Source organism: Kocuria rhizosphaerae (assembly GCF_044462265.1).
Lineage (GTDB): Bacteria > Actinomycetota > Actinomycetes > Actinomycetales > Micrococcaceae > Kocuria > Kocuria rhizosphaerae.
The window spans coordinates 1-16,838 of sequence record NZ_JBISWL010000086.1; the positions used below are offsets into that span (position 1 = coordinate 1).

The following is a 16,838-nucleotide window of genomic DNA, read 5'->3' on the forward strand; positions in this document are numbered from 1 at the left end:
CACCGGACCCACCGGCTGGCCGACGGGCGGGAGGCCGTGTTCTTCGGCGACCGCGGCACCGCGCCCGTCGAGCAGCTCGTCGACCGCCGGCCGCTGGACGCCCGCTCCGGGCACGGCGAGGTGCGCTTCGACCGGCTGACCGGGGAGTGGGTGGCGGTGGCCGCCCACCGTCAGGCCCGCACCCACCTGCCGCCGGCCGACCGGTGCCCGCTGTGCCCGTCCGTGGGCGGGCGGGAGTCCGAGATCCCCGCGGCGGACTTCGACGTCGTGGTCTTCGAGAACCGCTTCCCCTCCCTGGGCCCGGGGCTGGGCGTGCTCCCGGTCCCGGACGGGGCGGGGGAGCGGGAGCTGTGGGGGTCCCCCTCGGCGGCCTACGGGCGGTGCGAGGTGGTGGTGTTCACGCCCGAGCACCAGGGCTCCTTCGCGTCCCTGCCCTTCGAAAGGGCCCGCACGGTCGTGGAGGCCTGGGCCCAGCGCACCGAGGCGCTCTCGGCCCTGGAGGGGATCCGCCACGTGTTCCCGTTCGAGAACCGGGGTGAGCAGATCGGGGTGACCCTGCACCACCCGCACGGTCAGATCTACGCCTATCCCTACCCCGCCCCGCACGCGGCCCGCCTGGCGGCACGCTCGAGGGCCCACCTGGCCGACACGGGCCGGGCCCTGATGGGTGAGCTGCTGGCCGACGAGGCCGCGGCCGGGGACCGGATGGTGGTCGAGGGCGAGCACTTCTCGGCCTTCGTCCCCTACGCCGCGCGCTGGCCGCTGGAGGTCCACCTGGTCCCGCACCGGCAGGTCCCCGACCTGGCCGCCCTGGACGGGGCCGAGCGCGAGGAGCTCGCGGTCCTCTACCGGGAGCTGGTGCAGCGGGTGGACCGGCTCTATGCGACCCCCACCCCCTACATCGCCGCCTGGCACCAGACCCCGGTCACGGCCGCCGACCGCGAGGCCGGTTGGCTGCACCTGCAGCTGACCAGCCCGCGCCGGGCCGAGGACAAGCTGAAGTTCCTCGCCGGCTCCGAGGCCGCCATGGGGGCGTTCGTCAACGACGTCAGCGCCGAGCAGACCGCCGCACGCCTGAGGGAGGCCGCGCGATGACCAGCCGGCACAGCCGCGAGCCCACCGCGACCCCGGCCGGAGGGCAGGACCTCGTGCGGACCGGTCCTCCGGAACCGGTGGGTGCGCAGGACCGGGCGCGGGCCGCTCGGCTGGCGGAACGCTTCGCCGAGGTCTACGGGCACGTCCCCGACGGGGTGTGGCGCGCGCCGGGACGGGTGAACCTCATCGGCGAGCACACCGACTACAACGAGGGCTTCGTGCTCCCGTTCGCCATCGACCGCTCCGCCATGGTCGCCGTGCGGCTGCGCCGCGACACAGGGACGGGGGTGGGCGGGCGCGACGTCGTCGAGCTGGCCTCCACCTACGCCCCGGACGGCTCCGGGCTGTCGCGGGCGGGATTCCCGGTGGCCGGGCCGGCACCGGGCTCCGTGCCGGGCTGGGGGGCCTACCCGGCCGGCGTCGTCTCGGTGCTGACCGGTCTCGACGACGTCACCGTGCCCGGCTTCGAGCTGCTGCTGGACTCCACCGTGCCGGTGGGGGCGGGCCTGTCCTCCTCCCACGCGGTGGAGGTCGCCACCATGGTGGCCCTGGACGACCTGCTGGGCCTGGGCCTGGACCGCCCGGCCATGGCTCGGATGACCCAGCGGGCGGAGAACGAGTTCGTGGGCGCGCCCACCGGGATCATGGACCAGTCCGCCTCGCTGATGGGCCGGACCGGATCGGCCCTGTTCCTGGACTGCCGCTCCCTGGCCACCGAGCTCGTGCCCCTGCCGGTGGCCGAGCACGGGCTGCGGGTGCTGGTGATCGACACGAAGGTCGCCCACTCCCACGCCGACGGCGGCTACGCCGCCCGCCGTGCGACCTGCGAGCGCGCGGCCGCGGCCCTGGGCGTGGACTCCCTGCGCGACGTCCCCGCCGAGACCGACCTGGGAGCCCTCGACGAGGAGTCGGCCCGCCGGGTGCGGCACGTGCTCACCGAGAACCGCCGGGTCCTGCAGTGCGTGCAGCTGCTGCGCAAAGGGGACGTGGCCGGCGTCGGGGACCTGCTCACGGCCTCCCACGCGTCCCTGCGGGACGACTACGAGGTGTCCTGCCCCGAACTCGACCTCGCCGTGGACACCGCCCTGACCGCCGGGGCGCTCGGCGCGCGGATGACCGGCGGGGGCTTCGGCGGCTCCGCGATCGCCCTCGTCCCCGCGGCCCGGGAGGAGCAGGTCCGGGACGCCGTCCTGCGCGGGTTCGCCGACGTCGGGCCGGCGGCCCCCGACATCTTCACGGTCCTCCCGGCGGACGGGGCGGGCCGGGTGCCAGAATGAGCGCATGACCAACCGCATGGACATCTCCGGGCACAATCCGGACAAGGAGGCCCGGGAACAGCGGCCCCGCGTCGTGGAGCTGTCCGAGGAGCAGTGCTGGGAGCACCTCTACAGCGCGCGCTTCGGGCGGATCGCCACCATGGACGGCGACGAGATCGAGATCACCCCGATCAATCTCGTGGCCGACGACGGGCGCATCTTCTTCCGCACCGCGAAGGGCACCAAGCTCCTCCACCTCGTGCTCGACGAGCACGTGGCCGTGCAGGTCGACCACGCCCAGGGCGGGGAGGCGTGGTCCGTGCTCGTCCGCGGGACGGCCCACCAGCTGACCGACCCCGAGGAGACGGCGAGGGTGGACGAGCTGCCGCTGCGGCCGTGGCTGGAGACCACCAAGCTCGAGTACGTGGAGGTCGTGCCCACGAAGGTCACCGGCCGCCTGTTCCGCCTGGGCCACTGAGCGTCCTCGGAGCCTCCGCGCTCCGTCGCACCGCCGCGCGCGAGTAGCCTGGTGCGGTGGCTCAGCACCGGATCGTCCTGCACTATCTCTTCACCCCGCTCGCCGACCCCGTCGCGGTCCGGCTCTGGCAGCAGGCGCTGTGCGAGGGGCTGGGCCTGCGGGGGCGGATCCTCGTCTCCCCGCAGGGACTCAACGGCACGGTCGGCGGGGAGGTGGGCGCGGTCAAGCAGTACGTGCGCGCCACCCGCTCCCACCCGGCGTTCCGGGACATGGCCTTCAAGTGGTCGGACGGCTCGGCCGAGGACTTCCCCCGGCTGTCGGTCAAGGTCCGGGAGGAGCTCGTGGCCTTCGGCGCCCCCGGGGAGATCGAGGTCGGCGAGCACGGGGTGGTCGGGGGCGGGGCACGCCTGAGCCCGGCGGAGCTCGACGCCCTCGTGGCGCGCCGCGACGACGTCGTCCTCCTCGACGGGCGCAACGCCCACGAGGCGCGGATCGGCCGTTTCCGCGGCGCCCTCGTCCCGGGGGTGGAGCACACCCGGCAGTTCCTGGCGGAGCTCGACTCCGGCGCCTGGGACCACCTCAAGGACCGCCCGGTCGTCACCTACTGCACCGGAGGGATCCGCTGCGAGGTGCTGTCCGCGCTCATGCGACGGCGCGGGTTCGAGGAGGTCTACCAGCTCGACGGCGGCATCGTGGAGTACGGGCGCGAGCGGGGGGACGGCGGGCTGTGGGAGGGCTCGCTCTACGTCTTCGACCGCCGCATGCACGTCGAGTTCTCCCCGGAGCCCGCGACGGTCGGCCGCTGCGACCGGTGCGGGGCCCCCGCCGCGCGGTTCGTCAACTGCGCCGACGGCACGTGCCGGGCGCTGTTCCTGGCCTGCCCGGACTGTTCCCGCCCCGACGCCACCTGCCCCACCGGGTGCGGCAACGGGCCCGAGGCCGACGACGACGCCGCCCGGCCCGGTTCCCGCCCTGCCGTGAACGCCCCGCTGTGAACGCCGTGCTGTGAAGGAGCGCCGAATGCCCGCACCCGACCTCTCCCGGGTCCCCGGGACCCCGCGCTCCGACGACCCGGCCCGCCTCGCCGAGCTGCACGCGGGCCTGCTGCGGACCGGGTTCACCCACGACCGCGTGGCCGCGCTGCTGGGGGAGGCCGCGATGGACGCCCTCGCCCGTGACCAGGTGGTGCCCGCCCTCCGGGCGCTCGACGCGGCGCTCGGCTCGCCGGGTCGTCCCGACCGCGGGCTCGCCGGACTCGTCGTCCTCTTCCTGCTCGGCCGCACCGTGCCCTCGGACGTCCTCGCCGAGGCCTCGGTGGATCCGGAGCTGCTCGCGCTCCTGGGCCTCGTGGAGCCGGCCGAGGGCGGGCTGCGGACCACCGTGGACCTGCGCCCGCACGCGTCCGACGACGGCGGCGAGCTGTACGTGGCGAGCGACCTCGGCGAGTCCCAGCGGCCGGGCGCGCTGCGCCGGGACCACGTGCTCGGCATCGGCCAGGCCTCGATCACGCTCGCCCAGACCACGGACCGCCGGCCGGTGGGCCGCGCCCTGGACCTCGGCACGGGCTGCGGCATCCAGGCCTTCCACCTCCTGGCGCACGCCCGGCACGTGACCGCCACCGACGTCTCGGACCGGGCCCTGGGCTTCGCCCGGTTCAATCTGTTGCTCAACGCCCGGGAGCTCGGGATCGACCCGGACCGGCTCGAGGACCGGGTGAGCCTGCGTCTCGGCTCCCTGCTGGACCCGGTGCGGGGCGAGCGGTTCGACCTCGTGGTCTCCAACCCGCCGTTCGTCATCACGCCGCGCCTCGAGCACGAGGGCCCGGAGGACCGCTACACCTACCGGGACGGCGGCCTGCCCGGGGACCGGATCGTCTCCGGTCTCGTCCGGGAGCTCCCCGAGGTGCTGGCTCCCGGCGCGACCGCGCACCTGCTCGGCAACTGGGAGGTCCTCGGCACCGAGGACGTCGAGGGCCGGGCCGTGCCGCCCCCCGAGCGGTGGATGCGCCGCCCCGAGCGCTGGGTGCCCGACGGCATCGACGCGTGGTGGATCCAGCGGGAGCTCGCCACGCCCGAGGAGTACGCCGAGACCTGGCTGCGCGACGCCGCGGAGTCCCGCGACCAGGCCCACCACGAGCAGGCGTACCGCGCCTACCTCGACGACTTCGCCGCGCGCGGGGTGCAGGCCGTGGGGTTCGGGATGATCCGGCTGCGCCGCCCGGCGGCTGCCCGGCGCGGCGCGCTGCGCCGGTTCGAGCACGTGCCCCACCCCGTCCAGCAGCCGCTCGCCCCGTCGCTCGCGGCCACGTGGGATCGGGCGGACTGGCTCGCGGAGCATGGGGACGACTGGCCGGCGGCCCGTCTCGTGGCCGCCGAGGACGTCACGGAGGAGCGCCACCAGCGCCCCGGTGCGGAGCACCCGGGCGTGATCCTCCTCCGGCAGGGCGCCGGGCTGCGGCGCACGGTGGTGCTCTCGAGCGAGGCCGCCGGCTTCGCCGGGGCCTGCGACGGCGAGCTGAGCGCCGGCCAGATCCTCGGCGCGCTCGCCGCCCTGCTGGGCTGGGAGGGTGGCGAGCGGGAACGGGTGGCCGAGGAGGTGCGCCACCTCGTGCTCGACGGCTTCCTCGTGCCCGAGGAGCTCGTGGCGGCGCGCCGGGACGTGGGCGGATGAGGTCACGACGCCGCGCCCGTGCAGGTGCGAGGATGGAGGCATGAGCATCGGCGACAACCTCAACCCCGTCAAGACCCTGGACCGGGACACCGTGTGGCGGCTGCTGGCCGAGCACCCGTACGGGCGCCTGGCCGTGGAGGCCTCGGGTCTCGTGGACATCTTCCCGGTGAACTACGTGGTCCACCAGCGAAAGCTCTACTTCCGGACGGCCCAGGGCACCAAGCTCTCGAGCCTCATCGTCAACGACCAGGTGGCCTTCGAGATCGACGAGGTCACCGAGGAGAACGTGGTGCGTTCCGTGGTCGTCCACGGCAAGGCCCGGCGGCTCGAGACCCGGGCCGAGATCGAGGCGGCGGAGGCCCTGCCCCTGAAGCCGTGGGCGCCGACGCTGAAGTACAACTTCGTGGTCATCGACGTCGAGACCGCCACGGGCCGCGAGTTCACGATCGCCGACGAGCCGGAGCGCTTCCCCTCCTGACCCACGGGACGGACGGGCGGGCCGCACCGGCGGGCCGGAGCGTCCCGCCGCCCGGCCGAGGGCGGGAGCAGATGACGGGGACGCGTTATGGTGGAGCGCAACGGCGGCCGGAACCGCGTCCGCCCGTCCGACCCGATCGTCCAGCAGCCCCGCGGCCACCAGCACCGCGGACCGCAGCAAGGAGCACCGTGCCAGCGAAGGCCACCCCGAGCCCGGGAACGGGCAAGAGCCTGCTCATCGTGGAGTCCCCGTCCAAGGTCAAGACCATCGCCGGGTACCTCGGCGACGCCTACGAGGTCGAGTCCTCGATGGGGCACATCCGCGACCTCCCGCAGCCCTCGGAGCTGCCGGCGGAGCTCAAGAAGGGGCCGTACGGGAAGTTCGCGGTGGACGTCGAGCACGGCTTCGAGCCGTACTACGTGGTCAACCCGGACAAGAAGAAGAAGGTCACCGAGCTCAAGCGCAAGCTCAAGGACGCGGACGCCCTCTACCTCGCGACCGACGGCGACCGCGAGGGTGAGGCCATCGCGTGGCACCTCCTGGAGGTGCTCAAGCCGAAGGTGCCGGTCTACCGGCTGACCTTCCCCGAGATCACCCGCGAGGCCATCGAACGCGCGTTCGGGGAGCTCAGGGAGCTCGACCAGGACCTGGTCGACGCCCAGGAGACCCGGCGCATCCTGGACCGGCTCTACGGCTACGAGATCTCCCCGGTGCTGTGGCGCAAGATCGCCTCGGGCCTGTCCGCCGGGCGGGTGCAGTCCGTGGCCACCCGTCTGGTGGTCGAGCGCGAGCGGAAGCGCATGGCGTTCGTCCCCGCCGACTACTGGGACCTCTCCGGCACCTTCGCCCGCACCGACGGTGAGGACGCCGGCGTCGCCTTCGCGGCCCGCCTGTCCGCCGTGGACGGCAAGCGCGTGGCCGGGGGGCGGGACTTCGGCGACGACGGCGTGCTCAAGGGCGCCGACAAGCTCGCGCACCTGGACGAGCAGGCGGCGCGGGAGCTGGCCGCAGGTCTCGCCGAGGCCGCGTTCGCGGTCCGTTCCCTCGAGACGAAGCCCTACACCCGCCGCCCGGCGGCGCCGTTCACGACCTCGACACTGCAGCAGGAGGCGGCCCGCAAACTGCGCTTCACCTCCCGCACCACCATGCAGGTGGCCCAGAAGCTGTACGAGAACGGCTACATCACCTACATGCGCACCGACTCCGTGGCGCTGTCCGACCAGGCGATCCAGGCGGCACGCCGGCAGGCCTCCGAGCTCTACGGCGCGGACTTCGTGCCGGGGTCCCCCCGGCTCTACAGCTCCAAGTCGAAGAACGCGCAGGAGGCCCACGAGGCCGTGCGCCCCGCCGGCGACTCGTTCCGCACCCCCAACCAGGTCCGCGGCGAGCTCTCCCCGGACGCGTTCAAGCTCTACGAGCTGATCTGGAAGCGCACCGTCGCCTCCCAGATGGCCGACGCCAAGGGCTCCACGGCGTCGGTGCGGCTGGGGGCGACGTCGTCCTCCGGGCGGGACGCGGAGTTCTCGGCCTCCGGCACCGTCATCACGTTCCGCGGCTTCCTCGCCGCCTACGAGGAGGGACGCGACGACGACCCCGCCACCGACAAGGACGGCGGCAAGGACGGCAAGGACGGCGACAAGCGCCTGCCGCGGATGGCCGAGGGGGACCGGCTCAGCGCCTCGGACGTCGAGGCGGACGGGCACCGCACGTCACCGCCCCCGCGCTACACCGAGGCCTCCCTGGTCAAGGTCCTCGACGAGCTGGGGATCGGGCGCCCGTCGACCTACGCCGCCGTCATCTCCACGATCATGGACCGCGGCTACGTCCGGGTCCGGGGCTCGGCGCTCATCCCGTCCTGGACGGCGTTCTCCGTGGTGCGCCTGCTCGAGGAGCACTTCTCCGACTACGTCGACTACGACTTCACGGCGGAGATGGAGGAGGGCCTCGACCGGATCTCCCGCGGCGAGGAGGACTCGACCGACTGGCTCCAGGACTTCTACTTCGGCTCGACCGGGCACGAGAACGGCCTCAAGCCGATCGTCGACGACCTCGGGGAGATCGACGCGCGCGCCGTGAACTCGATCCCCGTCACGGACGACATCACGCTGCGGGTCGGCAAGTTCGGGCCGTACCTCGAGACGGCCGGTGCGGTGGACCCGGAGACCGGCGAGATCGCCGCACCCGTCCGCGCCAACGTGCCCGAGGACCTCGCCCCGGACGAGCTGACCCCGGAGAAGGCGCGCGAGCTCATCGAGACGGGCAAGGCCGACGGACGGGAGCTGGGCGTCGACCCGGAGACCGGGCGCACGATCGTGGCGAAGGACGGCCGCTACGGGCCCTACGTCACCGAGGTGATCCCCGAGCCCACGGCCGAGGAGCTCGCGGCGCAGCCGGTCGAGTACTACAAGAACGGCAAGCCCAAGCCCCCGAAGAAGCCGGTCAGGGAGAAGCCGCGCACGGCGTCGCTGCTGTCCTCGATGAGCCTGCAGGACGTCACGCTGGCGGACGCGCTCAAGCTGCTCTCCCTGCCCCGGGTCCTGGGCACCGACGCCGAGGGCACCGAGATCACGGTGCAGAACGGGCGCTTCGGGCCGTACCTCAAGAAGGGCACCGACTCGCGGTCGCTGCAGTCCGAGGAGCAGCTGTTCACGGTCACGCTGGACGAGGCGCTGAAGATCTACGCCCAGCCCAAGCAGCGCGGTCGAGGCGCCGCCAAGCCTCCGCTGGCGGACCTGGGCACGGACCAGATCACGGAGCGTCCCATGGTGATCAAGGACGGTCGCTTCGGGCCCTACATCACCGACGGCGAGACGAACGTGACCGTTCCCCGCGCGGAGAGCGTGGAGCAGATCACCGCGGCTCGGGCGAGCCAGCTGCTCGCCGAGAAGCGCGCCCAGGGACCCGCGCCGAAGAAGACGGCGAGATCCTCGGCCAAGGGCACGACGTCGAAGAACGGTACGGCGAAGAGCACCACGAAGAAGAGCACGAGCAGCTCCGCGAAGAAGCCGGCCGCCGGGCGGCCCGCCCGCGCGGGGACGACAGGCTGAGCCCTCCCGCACCCGCGCGGGGCGGACACGGAACTCGAAGGAGCACCACGGCATGCGTCTCGGAGTCCTCGACGTCGGATCGAACACCGTCCATCTGCTCCTGCTGGACGTCTACCCGGGCTCCCGGCCGGAGCCCTACGCGTCCCACAAGATGGCGCTGCGGCTCGTGCAGTACCTCGACGAGGACGGCGACATCACGGACGCCGGGCGGGACGCCCTCACCGACTTCGTGATCGAGGCCCGCGACTTCGCCGTCGAGAACGCGGCCGAGGACTTCCTGGCCTTCGCGACCTCCGCGATCCGGGAGGCCGGGAACGGACAGCAGGTGCTCGACCACGTGCAGTCGTGCTCCGGGGTCACGCTCACCGAGCTGGCCGGGGACCAGGAGGCGGCGGTGACGTTCTTCGCCGTCCGCCGCTGGTTCGGCTGGGGCGCCGGCACGGTCCTGGACCTGGACATCGGCGGCGGGTCCTTCGAGATGGCGCTGGGCGTCAACGCCCTGCCCGCCGTCGCCACGTCCGTGCCGCTCGGCGCCGGACGTCTCACGCGCACCTTCATCGCCGGGGAGGTCGCCACACCGAAGGAGATGAAGGCCATGCGCAAGCACGTGCGCAAGGTGCTGGAGCCGGCCGTCGCGAGGGTCCGTGCGGCGGGGGAGCCGCACTGCACGGTGGGGACCTCGAAGACCTTCCGGTCGCTGGCGCGGATCTGCGGGGCCGCACCGTACGCCATGGGCCCGTACGTGGCGCGCACGATGCACCTGGAGGACCTGCGGCTGTGGACCCGCCGGATGGAGGCGATGTCCGCGGAGGAGCGCGCCGAGCTGCCGGGGGTCTCGGCCACCCGGGCCGGGCAGATCCTGGCGGGCGCCGTGGTGGCCGAGGCCGCCATGGACGCCTACGGCGTCGAGTCGCTGCAGATCTGCCCGTGGGCGCTGCGCGAAGGGCTCATCCTCCGCCGCCTGGACCAGCTCAACAGCCACTCGGACGTCCGCACCGTGGACCCCCGGCACCTGGTCGGTGCGGCGTGAACGCGCACGAGGACGCGACGCCGGGCACGGGCCCCGACGCGGAGCCCTACCGTCCCCACGTGGCGCTGTCCACGAGCTCGCTCTACCCCCTCGGGGTGCCCGAGACCTTCGAGGCGGCGGTGGAGCTGGGCTACGACAGCGTGGAGGTCCTGGTGACCCACGAGCGGATGAGCCAGCTGAACCACCAGCTGCGGGACCTCGTGCAGCGCCACCAGCTGCCCATCTCGACCATCCACGCGCCGACGCTGCTGCTGACCCAGCAGGTGTGGGGCAAGTCCTGGACCAAGATCCAGATGGCCGCGGCCCTGACCGAGCAGGTCGGCGCGGACGTCGTGGTGGTCCACCCGCCCTTCCGCTGGCAGCGCCGGTACGCCTCGAACTTCGTGGAGGGCGTGCGCGTGGTCTCCCGGGCGACGGGCGTGAAGATCTCCGTGGAGAACATGTACCCCTGGCGCGTGGGCGGGCGCGACGCCGTGGTCTACGCCCCGCACTACAGCCCCCTGGGGCAGGACTACGACTGGGTGACGTGGGACTTCTCCCACGCCGCCACCGCCCGGATGGACTCCCTGGCCGCCATCCGGGAGCTCGGTCCCCGGCTCGGCCACGTCCACCTCACGGACGGTTCGGGGGAGACGACGGCGGACGAGCACCTGCTGCCCGGCCACGGCGTGCAGCCCGTCGCCGAGTCCCTCCAGCACCTCGGCCGGACCCGCTGGGAGGGCATCATCGGCGTGGAGGTCTCCACGCGCCGCTCGACGAGCGCCGACGAGCGCACGCAGTGGCTGGCCGAGTCCCTCGAGTTCGCCCACCGGCACACGTCGGTCCCGGACCCGGCGGTCCCCGACCCCGCGACCCCGGAACCGCCGGCCGCGGAACCACCCGGCGCCTGACGTCCGTCCGGCCCGGCTCCGATCCACTCCCCACACCGAGAGGACCTCACCGACCATGACTCCTGTGCTCGCCTTCCTGGGCTGCGGCTCCATGAACGGATCCATCCTGCGGGGGGTGCTGGCCTCCGGCGCCCCCGTCGAGCAGATCCGGGCCACCGTCCGCTCCGCCGAGAGCGCCCGCCGCCTCGAGGAGGAGACCGGCGTGCGACCCTACGTCACCGGCGAGGACGCGGAGGCCAACCGCAGGGCCGCCGCCGAGGCCGACGTCGTGCTGCTCGGCGTCAAGCCCGTCGGGATCCTGGACCTCGCCCGCGAGATCGCCCCGGCCCTGCGCCCCGGAACCGTGGTGGCCTCCGTGGCCGCCGGCATCTCCGTCGGCGCCCTCGAGCGAGCGCTGCCCGAGGGCCAGCCCGTGGTGCGGACCATGCCCAACACCCCCTCCAGCGTGGGCCGCGGGGTGGTCTCGGTGACTCCGGGCTCCGCCACGGGCCCCGAGCAGACCGAGGCCGTGCGCCGTGTGCTGGAGGCCGTGGGCACCGTCGTCGAGGTCCCCGAGGAGCAGGTCGACGCCGTGACCGGCGTCTCCGGCTCCGGCCCGGCGTACGTCTTCCTGCTGGCCGAGGCCATGCAGCAGGCGGGGGAGCGGATGGGCCTGCCCGCCGACGTCGCACGGGTGCTCGCGAAGGAGACCGTCTCGGGGGCCGGGGAGCTGCTGCGGCCGGAGGAGGCCGACCCGGCCGCGCTGCGGAAGGCGGTCACGAGCCCCAGGGGCACCACCGACCGGGCGATCACGACCTTCCAGGAGAACGGCTTCGAGGACCTCGTGGCGACCGCGGCCCGCGCCTCGGCCGACCGCTCGGCGGAGCTGACCCGCGAGTTCAGCGCGGAGTGAGCCCCGGGGCGGGGGCCGGGCCGGTCCCCGCCCCGGAACCCGCCCGCACCGCCCGGGTCAGGGGCGGGCGGCGAAGCGCTCGAGCAGGTCCACGTGTCCCGACACGATGAGCAGGTCGCGGGACGTGACCTTGGTCTCCGGGCGGGCGTAGGTGAAGTCCTCGCCCGGGGACTTGACGCCCACGACCGTCACACCGTACTTGGCCCGGATGTTCGACTCCCCGAGGGTGAAGCCCTGGACCTCGCGCGGCGGATACATCTTCACGATGGCGAAGTCGTCGTCGAACTCGATGTAGTCCAGCAGCCGGCCGGAGACCAGGTGGGCGGTGCGCCGCCCGGCGTCCGCCTCGGGGAAGATCACGTGGTGGGCGCCGATCCGGGAGAGGATCTTGCCGTGGGACGGCGTGATGGCCTTCGCCCAGATCCGGCCCACGCCGAGGTCCACGAGGTTCGCCGTGATGAGCACGCTCGACTCGATGGAGGTGCCGACCCCCACGACGGCGGAGTCGAACTCCGCGGCACCGAGCTGGCGCAGGGCGTCGATGTCGGTGGCCTCGGCCTCGACCACGTGGGTGAGCTGCCCGGAGAGCTTCTGCACGAGCTGCGCGTCGCGCTCGACGCCCAGCACCTCCCGGCCCTGCCGGACGAGCTGCAGGGCGGTGGCCGTGCCGAACCGGCCGAGGCCGATCACGAGGACGGGGACGCTGTGGGGGGCGCGGTCAGCCAATGATGGGCCTTTCTTCGGGGTACTTGTACAGCCGGCGGCGCGAGCGCAGGGCCAGGGCAGCGGCCACGGTGGTGATGCCGATGCGCCCCACGAACATCGTGCACGCGAGCACGTACTTGCCCGCCGGTGGGAGCTCGCTCGACAGGCCCACGCTCAGACCGCACGTGGCGTAGCCGGAGATCACCTCGAACAGGACCCGGTCCAGGGGGGCGTCCGAGAGGGCCAGCAGGGCGCTCGAGGCCACGAGCACGATCGTCGCCCCCATCATGATGACGGAGATCGAGATCCGGAGCGCGTCCTCGGAGATGGTGCGGTAGAACGCCGTGACCGACCGGTCGCCGCGGGCCTCGGCCAGGATCGCCAGGAAGACCACCGCGAGGGTCGTGACCTTGATGCCGCCGGCGGTCGAGGCCGCCCCTCCGCCGGCGAACATCATGGCGTCGGTCATCAGGAGCGTGATCTGCTCCTCGTTGTTGGTCTCGACCAGCGCGAACCCGCCGGAGCGCATGTTGACCGAGGAGAAGAACCCGTGGAAGAGCTTCTCGCCCAGGGGCAGGTCCCGGAGCGTGGCGGGGTTGGACCACTCGAACGCGACGTACAGGAGCCAGGCCACCACGAGCAGCACGGTCGTGGTGGACACGGTGAGCTTCGTGTTGAGGTTCCACCGCGAGAACCGCAACCCCATCTGGCGCATCACGAGGATCACGGGGAAGCCGAGGGAGCCGATGAACACGCCGACGGCGATCGGCACGACGATCAGCCAGGACGTGGTGTAGGGCCCCAGACCCGCCTCGTTGGGCACGAAGCCTCCGTTGTTGAAGGCGGAGATCGCGTAGAAGACCCCGTGCCACAGGGCGGTGAGCACGGAGTCGCCCTCGAGCAGGAAGCCGAGGGTCAGCACGACCGCGAGGACGCCCTCGATGCTCACGGAGGTGATCACGATGATCTGGAGCAGCGAGCCGACCTCGCCCAGCCGCCCGATGTTCAGTGCCTCCTGGGTCAGCAGCCGGGAGCGCAGGCCGAGCTTGCGGCCCACGGCCAGCGCCAGGATCGACGTCATCGTCAGGGTGCCCAGTCCGCCGATCTGCATCGCGATCATGATCACGAACTGCCCGAAGAAGGACCAGTTCGTGCCCGTGGGGACCGTGGTCAGCCCCGTGACGGTGACGGCGGACGTCGCCGTGAACACCGCGTCCTCCAGGGGCGTGTCCACGCCGGGGGCGGAGGAGACCGGCAGCCACAGCAGGAAGGAGAAGACGGCGACGACGCCGGCGATCACGAAGAGAGCCAGCCGTGCCGGCGAGGACTGGGCGATCCGGTCGACGAGGTCGCGCAGGGACGTGAGCAGCCAGAAGCGCCCGCGCTGCTCCTGACGCACCTCGGACGGGCGCTGCGGACTGCTCACAGGCCCTCCTCCGGGGGTGCGGGTCGCCGGGACGGGAGCGGCGGGTGCCGCGACCGCTGACAGTATCGCACTGCTCCGGGGGGCGGGCGCGGCGACACATGGGCGGCGGCGGCAGGGGCCGGGTGGTCTAATGGCCGTGTGACCCCTGCCTCAGCCCCGTACCCGACCCGACTGTTCTGGGACCCCTCGTTGCTCGAGTACAACTTCGGGGAGCACCATCCCATGCGCCCGTCCCGGCTGGAGGCCACCTACCGGCTCGTCGAGGCGTTCGGCCTGGACCGCGGCGACAACGTCAGGGTCGAGGCCCCGGAGGTGGTCCCCGACCGCGTCCTGACGCTCGTCCACTCGCAGCGCTACGTGGACGCGGTGCGCGCCCTGAGCGCCGACCCGTCCCTGGACCTGCCCCGGTGGGGGCTCGGGACCGAGGACACGCCCGCCTACGCGGGGGTGCACGAGGCGAGCGCCCGGCTGGTGGGCGGCAGCCACCAGGGTGCCGCGGCGATCCTCGCGGGGGACGCGGTCCGGGCCGTGAACTTCGGGGGCGGGATGCACCACGCCCACGCGGAGAAGGCCAGCGGGTTCTGCGTCTACAACGACTGCGCCGTCGCCATCCAGCAGCTGCTCGACGGCGGCGTCCGGCGGGTCGCGTACGTCGACGTCGACGGCCACCACGGGGACGGGACCCAGTCGATCTTCTACGCGGACCCGCGGGTGCTCACGATCTCCCTGCACGAGACGGGCATGACCCTCTTCCCCGGCACGGGCTTCGCCAACGAGACCGGACACGGCGAGGCCGTCGGCACGGCCGTCAACGTCGCGCTGCCCACGACCGCCGACGACTCCATGTGGCTGCGCGCCTTCGACGCCGTGGTCCCGGCGCTGCTGCGCCAGTTCGGGCCCGAGGTGGTGGTCAGCCAGCACGGCTGCGACTCGCACTTCGCGGACGAGCTCACCCACCTGAGGCTCAGCGTGGACGGGCAGCGTCAGGCCGCCGTCGCGGTGGCGGCGCTCGCCGACGAGCTGTGCGAGGGGAGGTGGCTCGCCACCGGCGGCGGCGGCTACAACTGCTACGACGTGGTGCCCCGGGCCTGGACGCACCTCGTCGGCGTCGTCGCCGGCCGGCCGATCGACGTGGGCACGGCCGTGCCGGAGTCCTGGCGGGACCACGTGCGGCAGCGCTGGGGCGCGCGGGCCCCGCTGGTCATGGGCGACGAGGTCGACCTGTGGTGGCGCTCCTGGGAGTCCGGGTTCGACCCGAACGACGAGACCGACCGCACCGTCATGGCCACGCGCCGGGAGATCTTCCCCCAGTGGGGACTGGATCCGTGGTTCGACTGATATGTAGTCGATCTTGTCAAGAGGGCAGGGTGAAGCGGGGCACTCATTGATCGGTGGGTGCCCCGCTTCGTCGTTCATGGAGGGGTTGGGGTGATCTCTGCGGGCGTGTTGTCTCGACGCGTGGTCAGTCTGATATCCGCGGGTTGGTTACCGCATGACGCTGGTTTCGGCGCGAGGAGCGATGCTGGTCTGAGCTCGAGCGTGGCCACGAGGATCTCGTGACTGCTCACAGTCGAATCGCTGGTCTCCTCGGCGCGCGGCGCGCAGGAGATCTCCCGTGGCCGGGTCCGTGAACGGGTCTGTGGGTCATGCGTCCATGGTCGCCAGCGACCAGCACCAGCCGGCCATCTCTCGGGCGATCGCTGTGTTCGCGACCGTGTGACGCTTCTTGTGCTCGCTGAGCATGCTCCAGCGGTGATGCAGGCGCCTGTTGCCCGCATCGGCGCGTTCGGCCACGGCTGCCGGTGCCAGGGCCCACCGGTCCCGCATCGTCTTCCCCGGGCGGTACTGGGGCTTGTGGTGCCAGGCGGCCTCGATCAGCAACCGCCTGGCGTGGGCGTTGCCGGTCTTGGTGATCTGGCCCTGGGAGCGGGTTTGCCCGGAGGAGTGCTCCGAGGGCACCAGCCCCAGGTATGAGGCGATGTTCCGGCCCGTGAAGCGGTCCCAGTCGCCGATCTCCACCGCGAGAGAGAACGCGGTCAGGGTCGAGATCCCCCGCAGGCAGGCCAGACGCCGGGTGACCGTGGTCCACTCGGAGTCCTCGGCCAGCAGGAGGATCTGCGCGTCCAACCGGCACCGGCGGGCCAGGGCGTGGGCGACCGCGTCGTGGTAGTCGTCGAACACGATGCGTGAGACCTCGCCGAACACGGCGATGTCCTGGCGGGCCATCTGCTGCATCCAGGCCTCGTGCTTGCCGCTCCACGCCTCGCCGCCGGTGTAGACGTGGCCGTGGCGCAGGAGGAACTTCCCCAGCCGGTGACGGGCGCTCATCAGGTCCCGGCGCACGTCGTCCCTGGCCCGCACCAGGTCCCGTGCCACCTCGCGGGACCGGTCGGGAATCGTGACCTCGATGATGTCGTCGTTGCGGGCCAGTCGGGCCAGCAGCAGCGCGTCGTTCTTGTCGGTCTTGACCCTGTCACCGGAGGCCCGCAACAGCTTCGAGGGCGCCGCGACCTGGACCCGGTGGCCGGCCTCGATCAGGGTGCGGGCGAGTTCGTACCCGGTCGGTCCGGCCTCATAGGTCACCTGGACGGGGCCGTGCTCGCGGGCCAGAGCGTCGACGAACTCGCCCACCATGACGGTGTCAGCGCTGAGGGTCTGATGAATGATCTCGCCGGTCAGGCTGTCGATCGCGCAGGCCTTCACGCTGCGGGCATGGACATCCAGTCCCAGACTTGTACGCTCGGTGAACACCGGGGCCTCCTATGCATGTCGGCACCCCGACCCCGACCGGTCGGGGTGATCCACGTACTCTGCATAAGCGGGGCCCCGGCCACAAGACCCAGACGCCGCCTACACCCATAGCGTCTGAGC

The 16,838-nt window shown here is 72.7% G+C and carries 14 protein-coding genes; 11 read left to right on the plus strand and 3 right to left on the minus strand.

Going from position 1 to position 16,838, the window contains the following annotated elements:
* From galT to proC, 10 genes are all read left to right on the plus strand, one after another.
* On the plus strand, positions 1-1,095 hold a 1,095-nt coding region (gene galT / locus ACH9EU_RS10425), incomplete at its 5' end, for a galactose-1-phosphate uridylyltransferase (protein ID WP_396413851.1).
* Positions 1,092-2,372, plus strand: a complete 1,281-nt coding sequence (gene galK / locus ACH9EU_RS10430) for a galactokinase (RefSeq protein ID WP_396413865.1) — start codon at positions 1,092-1,094, stop codon at positions 2,370-2,372. The genes galT and galK, both read left to right, overlap by 4 nt.
* A gap of 4 nt (positions 2,373-2,376) precedes the next feature.
* Positions 2,377-2,829 (plus strand): pyridoxamine 5'-phosphate oxidase family protein, encoded by a 453-nt coding sequence (locus ACH9EU_RS10435; protein ID WP_396413866.1) that lies wholly within the window; start codon positions 2,377-2,379, stop codon positions 2,827-2,829.
* Positions 2,830-2,885: 56 nt separating this feature from the next.
* On the plus strand, positions 2,886-3,824 hold the full coding sequence (trhO, locus tag ACH9EU_RS10440) for an oxygen-dependent tRNA uridine(34) hydroxylase TrhO (RefSeq protein ID WP_396413867.1): 939 nt from the start codon (positions 2,886-2,888) through the stop codon (positions 3,822-3,824).
* Positions 3,825-3,849: 25 nt separating this feature from the next.
* Positions 3,850-5,499, plus strand: coding sequence for a DUF7059 domain-containing protein (locus ACH9EU_RS10445; RefSeq protein ID WP_396413868.1), 1,650 nt, complete (start codon positions 3,850-3,852; stop codon positions 5,497-5,499).
* Positions 5,500-5,539: 40 nt separating this feature from the next.
* Positions 5,540-5,977: a pyridoxamine 5'-phosphate oxidase family protein gene (locus tag ACH9EU_RS10450; protein WP_396413869.1), complete on the plus strand. Its 438-nt coding sequence runs from the start codon at positions 5,540-5,542 to the stop codon at positions 5,975-5,977.
* Positions 5,978-6,165: 188 nt separating this feature from the next.
* A complete protein-coding gene (gene topA, locus ACH9EU_RS10455; protein WP_396413870.1) occupies positions 6,166-9,024 on the plus strand; it encodes a type I DNA topoisomerase in 2,859 nt (952 codons plus the stop codon).
* A gap of 52 nt (positions 9,025-9,076) precedes the next feature.
* The gene (locus tag ACH9EU_RS10460; protein ID WP_396413871.1) at positions 9,077-10,054 is read left to right on the plus strand and encodes a Ppx/GppA phosphatase family protein; all 978 of its coding nucleotides are present in this window, start codon (positions 9,077-9,079) and stop codon (positions 10,052-10,054) included.
* A complete protein-coding gene (locus tag ACH9EU_RS10465; RefSeq protein WP_396413872.1) occupies positions 10,051-10,944 on the plus strand; it encodes a TIM barrel protein in 894 nt (297 codons plus the stop codon). The genes ACH9EU_RS10460 and ACH9EU_RS10465 overlap by 4 nt, the downstream gene beginning before the upstream one ends.
* A gap of 55 nt (positions 10,945-10,999) precedes the next feature.
* Positions 11,000-11,836 carry a pyrroline-5-carboxylate reductase gene (gene proC / locus ACH9EU_RS10470; RefSeq protein WP_396413873.1) on the plus strand — a complete coding sequence of 279 codons (837 nt, stop codon included), beginning with the start codon at positions 11,000-11,002 and terminating at the stop codon, positions 11,834-11,836.
* 57 nt (positions 11,837-11,893) lie between these two features.
* On the opposite strand, the gene ACH9EU_RS10475 is transcribed toward proC, so the two are convergent.
* Both ACH9EU_RS10475 and ACH9EU_RS10480 read right to left on the minus strand, forming a co-directional pair.
* Positions 11,894-12,562: an NAD-binding protein gene (locus tag ACH9EU_RS10475; RefSeq protein WP_396413874.1), complete on the minus strand. Its 669-nt coding sequence runs from the start codon at positions 12,560-12,562 to the stop codon at positions 11,894-11,896.
* Entirely contained in the window at positions 12,555-13,967 is a 1,413-nt protein-coding gene (locus tag ACH9EU_RS10480; RefSeq protein ID WP_396413875.1) for a potassium transporter TrkG, read from the minus strand. Before ACH9EU_RS10480 ends, ACH9EU_RS10475 begins: the two co-directional genes overlap by 8 nt.
* Before the next feature lie 222 nt (positions 13,968-14,189).
* On the opposite strand from ACH9EU_RS10480, the gene ACH9EU_RS10485 reads away from it, so the two are divergent.
* Positions 14,190-15,305 (plus strand): acetoin utilization protein AcuC, encoded by a 1,116-nt coding sequence (locus tag ACH9EU_RS10485; RefSeq protein ID WP_396413876.1) that lies wholly within the window; start codon positions 14,190-14,192, stop codon positions 15,303-15,305.
* Positions 15,306-15,611: 306 nt separating this feature from the next.
* On the opposite strand, the gene ACH9EU_RS10490 is transcribed toward ACH9EU_RS10485, so the two are convergent.
* Positions 15,612-16,718 (minus strand): IS110 family RNA-guided transposase, encoded by a 1,107-nt coding sequence (locus tag ACH9EU_RS10490; RefSeq protein ID WP_396412476.1) that lies wholly within the window; start codon positions 16,716-16,718, stop codon positions 15,612-15,614.
* Between the last annotated feature and the right edge of the window lie 120 nt (positions 16,719-16,838).